The following is a 16,858-nucleotide window of genomic DNA, read 5'->3' on the forward strand; positions in this document are numbered from 1 at the left end:
CATTTTGAAATTTTTTACTCAATCTAAAATTTGTAGTAGGTAATCAGTCATAGGCGGATAATTTATTCTGAATAATTCTTTTACGAAGGAAGCAAGAATAAGTTTCAGTTTTCTTCAAAACAAAGGAATGTCATACAAAAGAAAAAGATGCCCCTTGAGACACCCTCTTCCATTCATTACTTACCTTAAATTATAATGTAAAATTTTAATCAGCGGGGTATTACTACCCGTTAATACGGGGTAAAAACGCATCACATCCATCATACTTAGTGTATCAACTGCTTTCATGTACTTTTGATAACAAAATCTTTTTTATTTCCTGGAAAATGTACTCGGAATTTGTCAGTTGTATTTAAACACCCAGGAGATTCAATGCTCTCTACGCCTTCTCCTTAAACAACCTTTTTTGACGTCCATCTTTACATCTTATACTTCCATTATCACAGCTTGTTTCATAAAGTTTGTCTCGGTTGTTCAACACTAACTTTTTACCCTCTAGCTTCACTCCTATCATTTAACACCACTTTCAATAATTACTTTACGATTACTGGCATCGAGTTTTGAAAACGTTCCTAGTGGAATGGCCACATGTGGGGTACAATGACCAATCTGAAAACCTGATACCGCTGGTTTATTAGCAAGTTTCATGTAATGCTGTAAAACTTCAGCCAAAGTAAGCGAGAGGGAGTGTGATGGCTCACATTCTTTAAAGTTACCTACTAATATTCCAGTTGCATCAGATAATTTACCGCACATGTACAACTGGTTCAACATTCTGTCTACCGAACGAGGCTCTTCGTGAATATCTTCGATGAATAACAGTTTATCTTTTGTATCTATTTCAAATTCCGTCCCAAGCGTACTAACTAACAGTGATAGGTTTCCACCGATTAACAGTCCACTTGCTTCACCTGGAATTTCCGTTACAAGTGGCGAGATTGTTTCATCATATACAAATGACTGTGAATCAAACAATTGCATGAATCGTGATTTGGTTAAAGGATCGATTGAATCACCACCTAAATCTGAACTTAGCATCGGACCATGAAAGGTGACAAGTCCTGCTTTTTGAATAAATGCGTTATGCAAAAAAGTAAGGTCACTGTATCCCCAAAAAATTTTGGGGTTATTTTTTACGATTTCATAATCGATTTGAGTAGCAATACGCGGCGTCCCATATCCTCCACGTGCTGAAAAGATGGCTTTTACACTTGGATCTAAAAACATACTATGCACATCTTCTACTCTTTCTTCATCACTACCTGCTAAATAACCATACTGGCATTCTATGTTTTTTCCAAGCTTATAATGTAAACCTAGCTCTGTAAAAAAAGAAAGAGCTTGTTTAACTTTTTCTTGATCAGGCGGACTCGCTGGTGCAATGACTCCTACTGTATCCCCTTTTTGAATGCGTGCCGGTTTTATCATGTTCATGCTAACCCTCCTTCACATTCTTCTATTTCTATACGTATTACACAATTACTCTTTGTATGAAGAAAAAGGGATCGAAGCTTTATTAACTTTAGGTCTGTCATCAAATTACCTGAAAACTATTATATGAAACTTCAATCAGTGGGGGTATTACAGCCTGTTAAATCGCGATAAAGTGATATATAAGTTAGAACAGAGAGAAAATTACAGATTTCGTAAGTGATAAGTTTTTTTTAGAACAAACAAAAAACCTAATAAACATAATGTCTATTAGGCTATGATAAACTAAACGGTTCTATTATTTAAAGTTGCTCCACACGATCGTTCCTTTTCCATTTCATAACAGGTGCATCCTTACCACTCAATTCTGCTTTATTATCCCAATCGTCTTTTTCAGATCCATCAGCAGGAACCTGACCTGCATCATCAAATTTCAAGCTAAATGTGCGAATCTCTTTATAAGACATATCTTCATACCCATCGAGTCCACGGATTTTCAACTTCGTATGATAAACGACAAAGGCTTCGACATCTGCGGTCCATTTATCATGGATTTGATTGATATCTAGTTCGTCTAGGTTCACGACCGTTTCCACATACTTCATTTTAATTTCATCTACATATTCTTCTAATTCAGCAAATTCTGATTCAATGTTATTAATCACAAGATCTTTTATATTCTACTGCGGAAATGATATCCTCTTGAATCCGCTTGTCATTTTGGACCAGCTTCTCATCATCAATAATTATGCTTACCTGTTTACTGCCTCCCCATACATCTACTTTTCTTGTCTCCAAAAAGGTGTCTAGCTTATTTTTTACAGTTACATCGACCGAAACGATTACGTATCAATTTACAGTTCGCTTTTTTTCACTAAACCTCTTAAGAATGATGGCTAATTTTAATCTAATGCTTGTGACGTTTTAGCATGTAAGAAAAAAGAGCATGACAAGATGCTCAAACCTAGCTTGTTGAAGGCTCAGATCCTTCCTTGTTCTCTAACTTTTTGATTTTTCAAGATTGGAAATCTTTTCTTATCCGTCACGTCAATTTGGGTAATTTCACCTTCATGAACGGTAATGTTCAAAGAACCATACTCAAGATTCTTGAGACTGGATATAATATACTTTAATTTTATCTCATCAATGCTTCCCATTCGAATCCCTCCAAATTTTTAGATATAAAAAAAACCTTCCTTAAAATAAGAAGAGGTTAAGCAACAGAACTGTACTTACTCTTCTTATCTATCAAGCATGCGCTCGCTGGAATTGGCACAGTACTACAAAGTCTGCTGCCGAGGTATCTTAGGGCCAGTCCCTCCACCTCTCTTGATAAGAAAATTGATTATGAGTTTTAGTGTAAATTCGCAAACAATTTTTGTCAATTACTTTTCATACTTATCAGGGTTGTTAAGTATGAATTATAGTCGTCGTTTTCATTATCTATTTAATCACCACTTCGACTTGAGCCGAGAAGTTCAAGGTGCGATCGTCTCAAGCCTATCGCGTATACAGTAATATGTGAGAACCTGACATGCTTAAGATGTGCTGACTTATGTTTTGCCCACAGAACGTTCGCGATCTTAACAGAAGGTTTTTCATGAACTTTGATGCAATTGGCAAGCTATTTTACCGGGCTTTTTGAATAACCTCTTATAGTTAAATGACGCTTGATAAATTTGATTCAAGAATTCCTGCTTCTCGGTTTATTCTCTTAAAGAATCTCTTCGTTCTTTCTTCTTTTGGATTATTAAAAATAACCGTTGGCGTTCCTTCTTCGACAATTTCACCTTGATCCATAAACACAATATAATCTGAGACGTCTTTAGCAAAACTCACTTCATGTGTCACAATAATCATCGTAATTCCTTCCTCCGCAATCCGCTTAATTACCTCTAGCACCTCTCCGACAAGTTCTGGATCAAGAGCGGATGTTGGTTCATCAAGTAAGATCACTTCTGGATTTAACGCAAGAGCTCTTGCAATACCAACCCGCTGTTGCTGCCCTCCGGAGAGCTGAACTGGATAAGCGTTTGCTTTTTCAGTTAACCCAACTTTCTCTAGCACTTCCATTGCCAATTTCCTTGCTGTTTCTTTTGAGTTTTTCTGAACCACGATCAATCCTTCCATAACATTTTCTATAACTGTTTTATGTCTAAATAAGTTATATTGTTGAAATACCATGGCTGTTTTTTTCCGAAGCGTAAGAATTTCTTTTTTACTTCCCTTTTGACTGCTCACCGTAATGTCATCAATCATTACTTCTCCCTCAGTAGGTCTTTCTAAAAAATTGATGCAACGAAGTAATGTTGTCTTTCCGGAACCGCTTGGGCCAAGTATCGAAACGACTTCTCCTTTTTTTACTGTAAGATCAATTCCTTTTAACACTGGTTGATTACCGAATGACTTTTGGATATTCCGAAGCTGAATCATATTACACCTCCTCGATTATAAACGGTAACTCTTTTTTCCAATAACGCAGTAACCTTTTCTGATATGATCGTTAAGCCCCAATAGATCAAAGCCGCGGCTATATATGCTTCTAGAAATTTCAAGTTATTTGATGCCACAATATTTGTAGCACCCGTTAATTCTTTTTGTGACACGATAAAAGCAATGGAGGATGTATGCAAAAACCCGATAAAGATATTGCATAAATTAGGAAGCGAAATTGCAATGGCTTGAGGGAATACAATTCGTCTCATCGCTTGAAAATTTGTCATTCCAATTGATTCAGCCGCTTCCAACTGACCTTGGTCAACCGCCAATATACCTGCTCGAATAATTTCTGACATATAAGCGCCAGCTGTTAGAGATAGGGCCATTAAGACAAATAACAGAATTGGAATCGATGTGGATTGAAAGGTCCACCGAAAGGTTACAGCCAGTTTGTCAATAAGAAGGGGGAAGCCCAAATAGATTAACATAATATGCATCAACGCCGGCGTCCCTCTTAAAAAAGAAACATAGAAATTGGCTAAACTGTACAATCCTTTTACTTTCCGAATCCTGATTATCGTAATTCCAATCCCAATTAGAAAACCAATAATTAATGGCACCAGTGTAATGATTATCGTTAATGGCAGTGCTTTGAATATTTCAATCAATGCCATAAAAATAAATGGAATATCAATTTGCATAAATTTCAGATCTCCTCTATCATTTCTCTGCCGATAAGCTTCCTTCAAACCTTTGCAGCTTTTTCTCAGACAGCGAAAATCCTTTTTCCAAACATATAACAACTCCGTAATAGATCATCGACAATGTCAAATATATTTCTAATGCGTGTAAAGAAGTAGCAATGAGCGTATTTCCTCTTCCTACCATATCCATCACACCAATTGTAAAAGCAAGCGAGGTGTCTTTTAAAGAGCCTATCACTGAATTTGCGAAATTTGGAAATGCGATAACCAATGCCTGAGGCAAGATAACCCGCACCATCATTTGCTTTTCATTCATGCCAATTGAATAGGCTGCTTCTGCCTGACCTTTTTCTACCCCGTTTATGGCTCCGCGGATAATTTCTGCGAATGAAGCACCACAACTTAGCCCATATGTGATAGCTACAAATAGTAAAGGATTTGCACGAGATGCATCAATATGAACAAGTGTTAAAAGGGCCGGTAGTCCAAAGTAGATTAAGAAAAGCTGAATTAAGATTGGCGTTCCTCTCATAAAGGAAATATAAATGAAAGCTAATCGATTTAAAACTGGAACTTTATAAATACGTATTAAAGCTATCACTACACCAATTACCAATCCAATTGCTACTGCAGCAACTAAAATCAATAGAGTAATATGAAGGTACGAAATTAATTTCGGAAAAAAGTCAAAAATAAGGGTTATGTCCATCTAAACATCCTGTACCTTTCAAGAGAGTGTTATTGATCTGTGTAATCTGCTCCAAGCCATTTTGTGCTTAATTCCTTTAATATTCCATCAGCTTTGATGTCTTTTAACGCTCTATCGATTGCTTCTTTCAAATCTGATTCATCTTTTCGTAACATGAAATAAACTTTTGAATTCGAAAGCACATCACCGACCACTTTTTGCTCGGCATCTGCTTGTTCATTTTGAAAATCAACCGCAAATGGAGTACTTATTGTTGCATCAGCACGACCATTTTTAATTTGTGTGATTGTATCAGTACTTCCACTTCCACTGTAGACAATTTCAATTTCATTGCCATGTTCTTTGTTATATTTATCAAGCAATACTGCTGAGTTGCTCGTAGCACTTACAATCGCTTTCTTTCCCTTTAAATCTTCAATAGATTTAATCGATTGATTATCTTTGTGTACGACTACTTGTAGGGGGAAAACATTATATGGCTCATCGTTAAATAAGAATTTCTGCTGTCTTTCTTCATTTACTTCCATTTGATGCGCGATAAAATCAATTTTGTTCGTTTCTAGACTTAATAATAGAGATGAAAATTCCATCGTTTTGAATTCAAATTCATAATCAGAAAGCCGTTTATCGATTTCTTTTACAAGTTCTACATCATACCCTGTCAGCTTACCATCATCATCTATGAAGCAAATATTAGGAAATTGTGTACCTGTTCCAACGATTATTTTTTTCACCTTTGGATCAGAACTTTTTGCTGTACTCTCAGATTGAACACTGTTTGAATCACAGCCTGTCATCAGAACAACTAGTAGCACTCCTAATAAAACAAATAATCGTTTTTTCATCTCTCAAACTCCTTTGTCTTTAACAATTTATTAGGCTGTATTCGTATGCTTTTTTGCTTTTAAATTATATTTACACTACTATCCCGAGTTGATTTCCGTTCAGGTACTCGCACCTTCCACTACAATTAATATCTGCTCAAATTTGCTACTTGCTAAAAACAACAATCTTCACAAAAAAATCTATTTATTAACAGACTCTCCAGATTAATTCGCTGCTCGAACATCTTCTTGTTTTTCCGTTTTATTATCTTTGTACTCAGCTAACAAGCTTTTCCTCATGAATACACCAATTTGCCCGTCTCCATGATTTGTTTCGAAAATTTGTTCATATCCTCTTCGTTCATACATCGAAACAAGCCATGGATGTCTCGGTGATGTCCCCAGGCCAACCGCCGACTGATTCAGCTGATCACGAATAACCACTTCTTCTACCCAATCCAAGATTTTCTTCCCGTAGCCAAATCCTTTATAATTAGGATCAACAGCAAACCACCAAACACAGGTTAAATCAGGAACTTCAGCAAATGTTCTTACCGTAACTGTAGCTATGATGATTCCATCCTTTTCTAATACATAGCAAGAAAAGTCCGTGATATTTTTTTTAACTAACTCAATATCCGCTGTTGCTGCAGGCCACTTTATATCCAGCTTTCGAATCGGTTTGTACGCTCTCAAAGTTACATGCAATAATCTTTCTGCATCATCTAAAGTTGCCAAACGAATAATTTCCGTCATATGATTCATCCTTTCTAATTACGCATTATTTATTACCTCGTCTCTTTCATACCGATTCCGAGGGATTTTCAATCCTAAGTTTCCTCTTAACGTATCACTCTCATACTCAGTTCTGAACAAGCCACGTTTCTGTAGAATCGGCAGTACATGTTCAACAAAATCAGTTAATCCGTCAGGTAAAACAGGACCACTTAACATAAAACCATCCGCCGCACCCGCTTCGAACCATGTTTGAATTAGATCTGCGATTTTTTCTGGTGTTCCGATAAAGCTTGTTTTTGGAGAAGTAACACGCAAAGCAACTTCCCTTAATGTTAAATGTTCTTGTTTCGCCATTTCTTTAATTCGATCTGTTGTGCTTTGAAAACTATTCTTTCCGATATCCCCAAGCTCTGGGAATGGTTCGTCTAGCGAATATTGCCTAAAATCAAAATGGTCGAAATACCGTTCTAAATAATTAAGCGCATCGTCTATTGAAATAAGATTGGCAATTTCCAAATATTTTTGATAAGCTTCTTCATCCGTTTTCCCAATGATTGGCGAGATTCCTGGGAAAATTAATATCTCATCAGGCGAGCGTCCGTTCGCCATGGCTCTTGCTTTAACGTCTCGATAAAACTCTACCGCTTGCTCAATTGATTCGTGCGCAGTGAATACAGCATCAGCCTCTCTCGCAGCTAAATCTTTACCGGGTTCAGATGATCCTGCCTGAAAAATAACAGGCTGCCCTTGCTTAGATCGTGAAATGTTTAATGGACCATCAACAGAAAAATATTTCCCTTTATGATGTAATCGATGCATTTTTTCAGGCTCGAAGAACACCCCTGTTTCTCTATTACGAATAAAGGCATCATCTTCCCAAGAATCCCAAAGTCCTTTTGTTACCTCAAGAAATTCAGTAGCAATTAAATATCGCTCCCCATGTGCTGGGTGCTCGCCTTTTCCATAATTAAGTGCTGAACCTTCTAATGGTGAAGTTACTGCATTCCAGCCAGCTCGGCCATCGCTTAATATATCTAAAGAAGCAAACTGACGGGCCACTGTGAATGGCTCACTATAGGAAGTGGAAAGTGTTCCAACTAAACCAATTTTCGAACTGACCGCAGCTAGTGCAGATAATATTGTCAGCGGCTCGAATCGATTTAGAAAATGTGGCAGTGACTTTTCATGAATGTATAATCCATCTGCGACAAAAGCCAAATCCAACTTAGCTGCCTCTGCCTTTTCAAGTAGTTGTTTATAAAATTTGAAATTCACACTTGCATCGATAGTTGCATTTGGATGTCTCCACGAAGCCATATGCCCCCCTGCTCCATGGAGCATAACACCTAATTTAAGCTGTCTTTTTTTAGTCAAAGAGCTTACCCCCTTTAGTTTTGAACTGTAATATCGGAAAATGCTTCTTTAAGCAATACAATTGATTCTAAACGTTTTTCAAAATTGGCAACTGGTGTCACAATCATAATTTCGTCCGGATTATAAGTCTCCTGAATATCAAAAAGCTTCTTACGAATTGTTTCCTTCGATCCATACAGGATATTGGCTTCTTGAACACTTATTGTACACTCCTCTTTTGATTGTTGAACAAATTGCTCAGCATGTTCACGGCTAGTAAACGTCAACGATTTCCCATTTGCAAAATGAATCTTCACTACTTCCATCGACTTGATAAGAGATTGTGCAACCTCATCGGTTTCAGCTACTACAACGGATAAGGCAAGAATAAAAGTTGGTGGAAAGTCTCCATTCCAATGAGTTCGATACTCTGTAATAGCATCTATTAATAAAGAATCACCACTATTAAAGAAATGAGCAAATACATATGATAATTTAGATTCAGCAGCTAGTTGTGCACTAGCACCACTTGCTCCCAATAAAAATAAATCTGCCGGCCTTTTAACTGCGGGAACTGCTCTTAATTCAGTTCGCTCATTTTCCTCTCGCAACTCATTACTTATGAATCGATTTAAACCTTGAAGTTTTTCTTCAAAACTGAGAGTTGAGTCCCCCTGCTGTAATGCTTCCGTTGAATTAGGTAGCCCACCTGGACCTTTTCCCACACCTAAATCTACTCTTCCAGGTGCTAAAGCGGCTAAAACATTAAATGTTTCAGCTACTTTATAAGGGCTGTAATGCTGAAGCATCACACCTCCTGAACCAATTCGAATGGTATTAGTCCTTGCTAATAAGTAGGATACTAACACCTCTGGTGCTGAGCCTGCCACCAAATCAGAATTATGATGTTCTGATACCCAGAACCGATAATACCCAAGCTGCTCTGCTTTTTGAGCTAGCTTCACTGTATCGCGTAGCGCAATCTCTGCCCCACCGTCTTCAATTGGACTTTGATCTAAAATACTTAATTTTACGTTCAATTTATGATCCTCCTTCTAAAAAACGAAAAGGCACCCTCTATTCATCAAAATGGATAGAGGGTGCCTTTAGTTGACTAATCGGCGCCTTTTGCTAAAATATATAATTCTTATCTGTAAACTTGGTTTTAATATTAATACCTAATATAATGCAGGATTATTCCCTTGTCAATATAAAATTATTAATTTTCTGAATAAATTATTTTCTCCCCTTTATCAATTTATCACTTTACCAAACTAAATTATTTAAGTATAATTTTGATATAGAACGATATTGATAAGAATAGAATATGAATCAAAGATCACTACATGTGATTTTCACTATAACTTCAAGAATCATTAACAGCAGAGAGGTCGTTTGGTATGAATCAAAAAAAATGGGGACTTTTTATCATAACAGCTTTTGTAATTGGAAATATGGTAGGTGGAGGAATCTTCATGCTTCCTGCCAATCTAGCACAAGTATCAAGTGCACTCGGAGCAACACTGGCTTGGGGAATTACTGGAATTGGAGTATTGATGATTGCGCTTGTGTTTGGGAATTTAGCCATCAGGAAGCCTAATCTTAAGGCCGGGCCTCAAAGCTATGCGCAAGCTATTTTTTCTTCTCCTAGTAAAGGAAGAGTTGCTGGCTATAGTATGGCTTGGGGGTATTGGGCGGCTAACTGGGCGGCAACAGCTTCAGTAATCATTGCATTTGCAGGTTACTTGTCTACCTTCTTTCCGGTTTTACAAAGTACCAAAATTATTTACTCTACAGCTAGTTTTAACCTTGAACTCGGGAAAACGTTAACGTTTGTCATATGCTCATTGGTCCTTTGGGGCATCCATACAATAACAGTTAGCAGCTATAACGGAGCAGGGAAAATAAATTTCATTGCCACGCTTACAAAAGTAATTGGCTTTGCCTTTTTTATCTTTATCACTCTCTTTATCTTTGATTCGAGCAACCTATCGAGCGGTGGTGAATTCCAAGATTCAAAAGGAACGGTTCTATCATTAGGAAGTCAAATTAACGCAGCCGCCATCTCCACTCTTTGGGCCTTCATTGGTGTTGAAGCTGCAGTTATGCTTTCTAATCGGGCAAAATCACAAAGGGATGTAAAGACAGCAACGATACTAGGACTTATTATTGCAGTTGCGATTTATATCGGAATTACGCTTTTAACAATGGGCGCACTCCCTCAAGATGCATTGCGTGAATCTTCCCGTCCACTTGTTGATGCACTATCCGGAGCAATTGGGAATGAAGGTGTCTATTTAATGGCGGCACTTGCCATCATTTCCCTACTAGGATCTACGATCGGATGGGTTATGGTAAGTTCTGAAGTGCCTTACCAAGCTGCCAAAGTTGATTTGTTTCCAGCTTTCTTTGCTAAAACTAATAAAAAAGGGAGCCCTGTTCGGTCATTAACTGTCACAAATTTATTAACTCAGTTGTTCTTATTTTCAACTATTTCAGGTACCATTACCGAAGCATATAGTTTCGCGATGGTTGTAGCAACACTTGCTTATTTAATTCCTTATCTAGTTTCAGCCATTTATCAATTGAAACTAGTCATTACTGGGGAAACTTATGATATCATCAAAGGTTCAAGAGTTCGCGATGGAATAATCACTGCCTTCGCCTTAGTATATTCCATATGGGTGATTAAAACAGGAACAGCAGATATGATCACATTTATGTTGGGAATTGGCTTGTTTGTCATAGGTTTACTGCTTTATCCATTCGTCATGAAAAAGCGAGCCATTTAATTTTGAGGTTGCCCTTTGGGTCAACCTCTTTTTTCATAACACAATTAATTGAAGCTGGAGCCATAAACCTTGTTTTCGCATTTTTCCATAAATCCGGTTATCTTTTTAATATTTGAAAAGACGGTGAGATGAGTTATTGCGTAAATTCGACTCCAGCGCGCAAATTGCAATTCTCGCTCGAAAAGTGCTGATTCCGGCGCGCAAACCGACGAAACTGGCGCGAATAGTAGTCGATCTGGCACGCAAATTTCATTTCCGGCTCGTAATAAACTTAGATAGGAAATTTAGCTTAAATTCATTGTATATATTCCCACGGTTAACTACATTTTTTCACGTATTATCTATTAATTTTCCTACCTTAATGAATATTCCTAAATGATTCTGTTAAAACTTAGCCCCTCTTGCTTAGATCGGCCGATTTCCAACATCATCAAAAAATCCAACACCATTTAGCGGCTGTTGGATTTTTATTACTTATTGATTAATCACAAGTGGAACAAATTTCCCTTCATTGACTGAAATCAAACCACGATCTGTTATTTTTATAGCTGGGCTTACAGGTAGTGATAAGGTGCTTATAGACATGATGACATTATAATGCTTATAACCTAATGATTTCAGAGTAAGCGTTAGATGATCCACCTGCTCAGCAAGGATTTCTAATGGCTCCTCAGAAAGTATTCCACCAACTGGAAGCGGTACTCTTGATAAAACTTCACCATTCTCAACACAACAAATCCCACCTTGGCTACGGATTACTTCATTTGCTGCAAGGACCATATCTTCTACGTTATGACCGATAACTAATAAATTATGATTATCGTGAGAATAGGTTGTAGCGATCGCCCCTCGCTTAATGATGTCTCCGCTTATCAAACCATGTGCTCGGTTTCCATTTTTCCCATAACGCTCAAACGTTGCAATTAATCCATACTCACTTCTCTCCCAATCGAGCTTCCGATCGAAAATGGATAGAGTATCATGAATTTCTTTTGTAAAAGTAGAACCGTCATTCACTTCGATTATCCGACAAGGATAACTACCATCTTCTAATTCCAACGGTACTTCAAAATCTTTCGCAGTTAACTCATTAAGCACGATACTGCGATAAAAGCTTTCCGGGAAGCACTTTTCACTTACCGTTTGCTGATAAGGTTGTTTATAGTGATAAACTTGTTCTCCATCTTTATAAACTTCTTCTATAGTAAACGATTCAAGATCTGAAACTAATAAAAAGTCGGCAATTTTTCCTGCTGCAATGATTCCTCGATCATGCATCTGCATTCTTTTCGCTGGCGTATACGTACATGCATAGATGGCTTGCTCTGGAGTCATGCCCATTTGAATTGCTTTCTTTAATAAATGATTCAATTGACCGTATTTCTGAAAATAATCCGGCATCACATCATCGGTTACAAAGCAAAAATGCTCAGCTACCGCTGTATTCGTTAAGAATTCAATGATTTCTTGCGTCATAGACTTTTCTTGAATTTCTAAAAACATCCCAGCTGCAATTCGTTGCTGCATCCCTTCAATCGTTTGATGGGTATGATCTGAATTAACACCTGCAACGATCATTTGCTGCAATTCCAAATCAAGTAGTTTAGGGACATGACCTTCGATAATTAAGTCAGGATAATTTGTTTTGATATGATTCAAAATCTGATTCGTTTTACATTTCGGGTCAGTAATCACATCATAAAAATTCATAATTTCACCTAAACACTTCATTTCACCCGTTTGCAACAATTCATCGATATCTTCAATTTCGATACTGCCACCTGTTGTCTCCATCGTTGTCGCTGGTACTGAACTTGGGATGGCATAGAACATATCTGCTACACAGTTACGACTAGCTTTCATCATTTCCTTCACACCAGAGACACCAAAGACATTCGCCATTTCATGCGGTTCTGGTACAATCGTTGTTACCCCATTTTTGATGATTCCATAAGAGAAGGTAGCTGGTGTAACCATCGTGCTTTCGATGTGCAAATGAATATCGATTAAACCTGGAATGATATATTTTTCTTTAGCATCCATGACTTTGTCAGTAGAAAAAAATTCTTGGCCTCGTTCACCAATATAATAGAATTTCCCTTCGACTATCGCTACATTACTTGGCATGAATTTTTTTAAATAACTATTATAAACGTTGGCATTCGTAATTAGCATATCTATTTTCAACCAGTTCACCCCCTGTCTTATTTAACAAGTACCATATTGTTCGCTGGAAATTCGAGAATAACTTCCTCGCCAACTTGATAAGGTACAAGCAATTCTTGATTGATTGTAAAATCCCCAATTGGCGTTTCAACAATAAATTGATAGCTTCTTCCTAAATACGTTCTAATCTTCACTTTTCCAGGCAGTTCATTTTTTCCTGCAGTTACAGATTCTTTTAAAGGACGAATCACTATATTATCAGGACGAATTGCACCGGTTTTCCCGTCCGTACTTGTATTTGCTTTATTTTTTTGAACGATAAATGTAAAGCCTGACTTTGTTAGTTCTATTTCATTTTCATGTATTTTTTGGTCTTCGAAATCAATAAAGTTTTTAAAACCGATAAAGTCTGCGACAAATTTCGTCTTCGGATAATTATAGATCGTAGCTGGGTCACTTAATTGTTCAATAATTCCTTTATTCATGATTGCCACTTGATCTGAGATCGCGAAACATTCCTCTTGGTCATGAGATACGTAAACCGTTGTGATGCCAAGCTCTTGCTGAATACGGCGAATTTCAATCCGCATATTTTCACGGAGATTGGCATCAAGATTACTAAGTGGCTCATCGAAAAGCAATAAATCTGGTTCAATGACAAGTGCTCTTGCGATAGCAACACGCTGTCTCTGACCACCTGAAAGTTCTTTCGGATAACGTTTTTCAAATCCGCTAAGATTGACTATTTCTAACACGCTTGCTACTTTTTTTTCTATTTCACTTTTGGAAGCCTTTCTAAGTCGAAGTCCGAAAGCTACGTTATCGAAAATTGTTAAATGAGGAAATAGTGCATAGTTTTGAAAGACAAAGCCAAAATTTCGTTTGTTAACCGGCACTTTTGTATAATCCTTACCTTTATATAAGAACTTGCCATTATTTGATTCAAGGAAACCAGCAATTAATCGAAGGGTTGTCGTTTTTCCGCAGCCACTTGGCCCAAGTAAAGAAATAAACTTTCCTTCTTCAATTTCTAAATTAAAATCTTGCAAAATATTTTGTTTATTGTATGCAACTGATATGTTTTCTAAAGTGAATAAAGCCATTGACTTGATGCCCCCGTTATCGTTTAGTGAAATAAGATAAGCCCATTAACCGCTCAACAATGAACATAAAGAACGCCGTAATAATCATCAGCAGTACCGATATTGCTGCAACTGTTGGATCAAAGTACGTTTCAACATATGTTAGCATTTGTATCGGAAATGTACTGACCCCTGGTCCAGTCATGAACACGGAAATATCAACATTATTGAATGATTCTAGAAACGCAATCATAACTGCCGCGATAATTCCTGACTTAATATTAGGCAGAACAACCTGAATGAATGTCCCAATCTTGCTTGCACCCAAGCTATGTGCTGCTTCTTCAATAGAGAAATCGAAGGTCGACAAACTTGATGATACTACGCGGATAACAAATGGAAGCATAATAATTGTATGACCGATAAATAAACCTGCATAAATCGGTAATTGGTAGGTTGTAACAATATAACGCAAAAACGTAAATCCTAAAACGATACCTGGAATCAAAATCGGTGAAATAAAGACAGCATTCAAGACGGCTTTACCTTTAAAATTAAATCTGGATAATGCATAAGCAGCTGGAACTCCAAGTAATAACGCTAAAAGATTTCCTGCTAATGAGACAATAATGGATGTCTTAAAAGTTGTTAAAAACATACTTACTTTAAAAATATTTTCATACCATTTAAACGAAAAAGTCTCGATAGGAAATTTCAGAACACTTCCGCCTTCAAAAGATGTAACGGAAATGATGAGCAAAGGCCCTAGTAAAAAAACAAATACAAGGAACGTAAAAACAGCCAGTCCTCGGTTTTTTTCCTTCATACAACTTTACCCCTTTGGATTTATTTTATATGCGATTTGGTTCATCGTTATGGTGACCAATAAAGTGACAACGATCATAATTGTCGCAACGATTGCAGCTGTATGCCAGTCATTTAATGTCGTTGCATTTTGATAAAGAAATGTGGAAATAACTCGTTGTTTCCCTCCCAATAAAGCTGGAGTAGTATACGCAGTAAAGCTGCCGACAAAAACGAGAATACTTCCGATTACAAGTCCGGGCATGGACAGCGGCAGAACAACTTTCGCAAAAACGCCTAGTCTAGATGCACCTAAGCTTTCTGCTGCCTTTAATAAATCTTCGTCCATATTTTCCATCACACCGACTAACGTGATGATAATTAATGGCAGAAATAAATGAACAAGACCAATAATGATCGCAGTAGGGGTGTATAAAATATTTAATGGTTCATTTATAAGACCGATATTTAGTAAAAGCTTGTTAAGTACACCATTCTTCCCAATTATAATCATCCAGCTGAATGAGCGGACCACCGAGCTAGTAAGAAGCGGGAAAATAGAAAGTAATAATAAGAGTACCTTCGTCCTTGTTCCAACTTTAGAAATATAGTAAGCAACTGGAAAGCCTAACAAGATACAAATAAACGTTGTTATAAGACTAACTTTAAGCGTTGTAAGTAAAATACCAATGAAATACTTATCTTGGAAGTAGTGCAAATATCCATCAAAGCTGAAGCTGCCTTCATTAATAAATGTTGATCCAATCGTTAATAAGATTGGTATCACCATAAAAATTGTTAAAAATATTACTCCTGGTAATAATAACAGGTAAATATTACGGTTTTTCATTTTATCCTCCCGGCAACGAACATTAAGAATTTATCACTTCATGAAATAGCGTAATAAAAGCTTTATCATCTACTTCTAAACAAACATCAAGATTAGCTGGTTTTCCTAACCTATTTTGAAAATCACAAACCGTTTGTCCATCACATAATTCACTGCTTGTTTCTACATCTACATAATATTTCTTTTTTGACACAATATTAGTGTCTATAGCAACGGCGACTGCAAGAGGATCATGCATAACAGCACCATGAATATGATTCCGTTCAAAATATCTTTGCCGATAATCTTTCGTGCTTTCTTTAATATAGGAAGCAAGAACCGGATTTTGAATGGCATCCATATGCTCTTCAGTTAGGAGCACTTTTCTGGTCACATCTAAACCAACTAAAGTCAAAGAAGGAAAACCAGCATGAAACACAATTTTGGCCGCTTCTGGATCAGTATACATATTATACTCAGCTGTCGGTGTGACATTGCCAAAGTCCTTTACAACACCGCCCATGAAGATGACCTCTTTTACAAATCTCGTGATCTCTGGACACTTCTTCACAGCAAGAGCTAAATTAGTAAGAGGCGCTGTCATTACCAGAGTTACCTCCCCTGGAAAGCTCAAAATCGAGTTAATAATAAAATCAGGACCAAACCCTTCATCAGGCTTTTTTTGAGGATTCATATCCTTCAATGCTCCACCAATTCCATCTTCTCCATGGATGCGATGTTCAAAATAAGGGGTTCTTATTAGTGGAGAAGAAGCCCCCATAATCACAGGGACATCCACTCCTACTAATTCTACAATTTTACATGTATTAACAGTTGCTGCTTCTAACGATACATTTCCATTCACAGTCGTAATACCAAGCACATCCATCTGCCTGCTCTTTAACGCAAGCAAGATTCCAATGGCATCGTCCACTCCTGTATCAACATCAAGAATGACTTTTTTAGACATAGTAAGCACCTCAAATT

At 37.2% G+C, this 16,858-nt stretch carries 16 protein-coding genes and 1 riboswitch; of the genes, 1 reads left to right on the plus strand and 15 read right to left on the minus strand.

Features of this window, described 5'->3' with window-relative positions:
- Nucleotides 1-510: 510 nt before the first annotated feature.
- From HNP81_RS01835 to HNP81_RS01880, 10 genes are all read right to left on the minus strand, one after another.
- Nucleotides 511-1,434: a S66 peptidase family protein gene (locus HNP81_RS01835; protein ID WP_182501362.1), complete on the minus strand. Its 924-nt coding sequence runs from the start codon at nucleotides 1,432-1,434 to the stop codon at nucleotides 511-513.
- A gap of 299 nt (nucleotides 1,435-1,733) precedes the next feature.
- Nucleotides 1,734-2,096 carry a YvbJ-related protein gene (locus HNP81_RS01840; protein WP_182501363.1) on the minus strand — a complete coding sequence of 121 codons (363 nt, stop codon included), beginning with the start codon at nucleotides 2,094-2,096 and terminating at the stop codon, nucleotides 1,734-1,736.
- Nucleotides 2,097-2,411: 315 nt separating this feature from the next.
- Nucleotides 2,412-2,588, minus strand: coding sequence for a YezD family protein (locus HNP81_RS01845; RefSeq protein ID WP_182501364.1), 177 nt, complete (start codon nucleotides 2,586-2,588; stop codon nucleotides 2,412-2,414).
- Nucleotides 2,589-2,669: 81 nt separating this feature from the next.
- Nucleotides 2,670-2,770: riboswitch (SAM riboswitch) on the minus strand.
- Nucleotides 2,771-3,090: 320 nt separating this feature from the next.
- Nucleotides 3,091-3,864 (minus strand): amino acid ABC transporter ATP-binding protein, encoded by a 774-nt coding sequence (locus HNP81_RS01850; RefSeq protein ID WP_182501365.1) that lies wholly within the window; start codon nucleotides 3,862-3,864, stop codon nucleotides 3,091-3,093.
- Nucleotides 3,861-4,571, minus strand: coding sequence for an amino acid ABC transporter permease (locus HNP81_RS01855; RefSeq protein WP_182501366.1), 711 nt, complete (start codon nucleotides 4,569-4,571; stop codon nucleotides 3,861-3,863). The genes HNP81_RS01850 and HNP81_RS01855 overlap by 4 nt, the downstream gene beginning before the upstream one ends.
- A gap of 19 nt (nucleotides 4,572-4,590) precedes the next feature.
- Nucleotides 4,591-5,283: an amino acid ABC transporter permease gene (locus HNP81_RS01860; RefSeq protein WP_182501367.1), complete on the minus strand. Its 693-nt coding sequence runs from the start codon at nucleotides 5,281-5,283 to the stop codon at nucleotides 4,591-4,593.
- Nucleotides 5,284-5,312: 29 nt separating this feature from the next.
- Entirely contained in the window at nucleotides 5,313-6,080 is a 768-nt protein-coding gene (locus HNP81_RS01865) for a transporter substrate-binding domain-containing protein (protein WP_235179198.1), read from the minus strand.
- Nucleotides 6,081-6,332: 252 nt separating this feature from the next.
- Nucleotides 6,333-6,863 carry a GNAT family N-acetyltransferase gene (locus tag HNP81_RS01870; protein WP_182501368.1) on the minus strand — a complete coding sequence of 177 codons (531 nt, stop codon included), beginning with the start codon at nucleotides 6,861-6,863 and terminating at the stop codon, nucleotides 6,333-6,335.
- 18 nt (nucleotides 6,864-6,881) lie between these two features.
- Entirely contained in the window at nucleotides 6,882-8,219 is a 1,338-nt protein-coding gene (locus HNP81_RS01875) for an LLM class flavin-dependent oxidoreductase (protein WP_028393075.1), read from the minus strand.
- Nucleotides 8,220-8,233: 14 nt separating this feature from the next.
- Nucleotides 8,234-9,238, minus strand: a complete 1,005-nt coding sequence (locus HNP81_RS01880; protein WP_182501369.1) for an LLM class flavin-dependent oxidoreductase — start codon at nucleotides 9,236-9,238, stop codon at nucleotides 8,234-8,236.
- Between the two features lie 360 nt (nucleotides 9,239-9,598).
- On the opposite strand from HNP81_RS01880, the gene HNP81_RS01885 reads away from it, so the two are divergent.
- Nucleotides 9,599-10,990: an amino acid permease gene (locus HNP81_RS01885; protein WP_182501370.1), complete on the plus strand. Its 1,392-nt coding sequence runs from the start codon at nucleotides 9,599-9,601 to the stop codon at nucleotides 10,988-10,990.
- A 474-nt stretch (nucleotides 10,991-11,464) separates the two neighbouring features.
- Here HNP81_RS01885 and HNP81_RS01890 read toward each other — a convergent pair whose 3' ends face one another.
- Genes HNP81_RS01890 through HNP81_RS01910 form a run of 5 tightly spaced genes read right to left on the minus strand, consistent with a single transcriptional unit; the run spans nucleotide 11,465 to nucleotide 16,841 of the window.
- Nucleotides 11,465-13,177, minus strand: a complete 1,713-nt coding sequence (locus tag HNP81_RS01890) for an adenine deaminase C-terminal domain-containing protein (RefSeq protein ID WP_246399205.1) — start codon at nucleotides 13,175-13,177, stop codon at nucleotides 11,465-11,467.
- Between the two features lie 17 nt (nucleotides 13,178-13,194).
- On the minus strand, nucleotides 13,195-14,259 hold the full coding sequence (locus HNP81_RS01895; protein ID WP_182501371.1) for an ABC transporter ATP-binding protein: 1,065 nt from the start codon (nucleotides 14,257-14,259) through the stop codon (nucleotides 13,195-13,197).
- Nucleotides 14,260-14,275: 16 nt separating this feature from the next.
- Nucleotides 14,276-15,064 carry an ABC transporter permease gene (locus tag HNP81_RS01900; protein WP_182501372.1) on the minus strand — a complete coding sequence of 263 codons (789 nt, stop codon included), beginning with the start codon at nucleotides 15,062-15,064 and terminating at the stop codon, nucleotides 14,276-14,278.
- Between the two features lie 6 nt (nucleotides 15,065-15,070).
- Entirely contained in the window at nucleotides 15,071-15,892 is an 822-nt protein-coding gene (locus tag HNP81_RS01905; RefSeq protein WP_028393081.1) for an ABC transporter permease, read from the minus strand.
- A 22-nt stretch (nucleotides 15,893-15,914) separates the two neighbouring features.
- Nucleotides 15,915-16,841 (minus strand): nucleoside hydrolase, encoded by a 927-nt coding sequence (locus tag HNP81_RS01910; protein ID WP_028393082.1) that lies wholly within the window; start codon nucleotides 16,839-16,841, stop codon nucleotides 15,915-15,917.
- Nucleotides 16,842-16,858 lie beyond the last annotated feature (17 nt).

It is taken from the genome of Peribacillus huizhouensis (genome assembly GCF_014138605.1).
In the GTDB taxonomy this organism is placed as follows: domain Bacteria; phylum Bacillota; class Bacilli; order Bacillales; family DSM-1321; genus Peribacillus; species Peribacillus huizhouensis.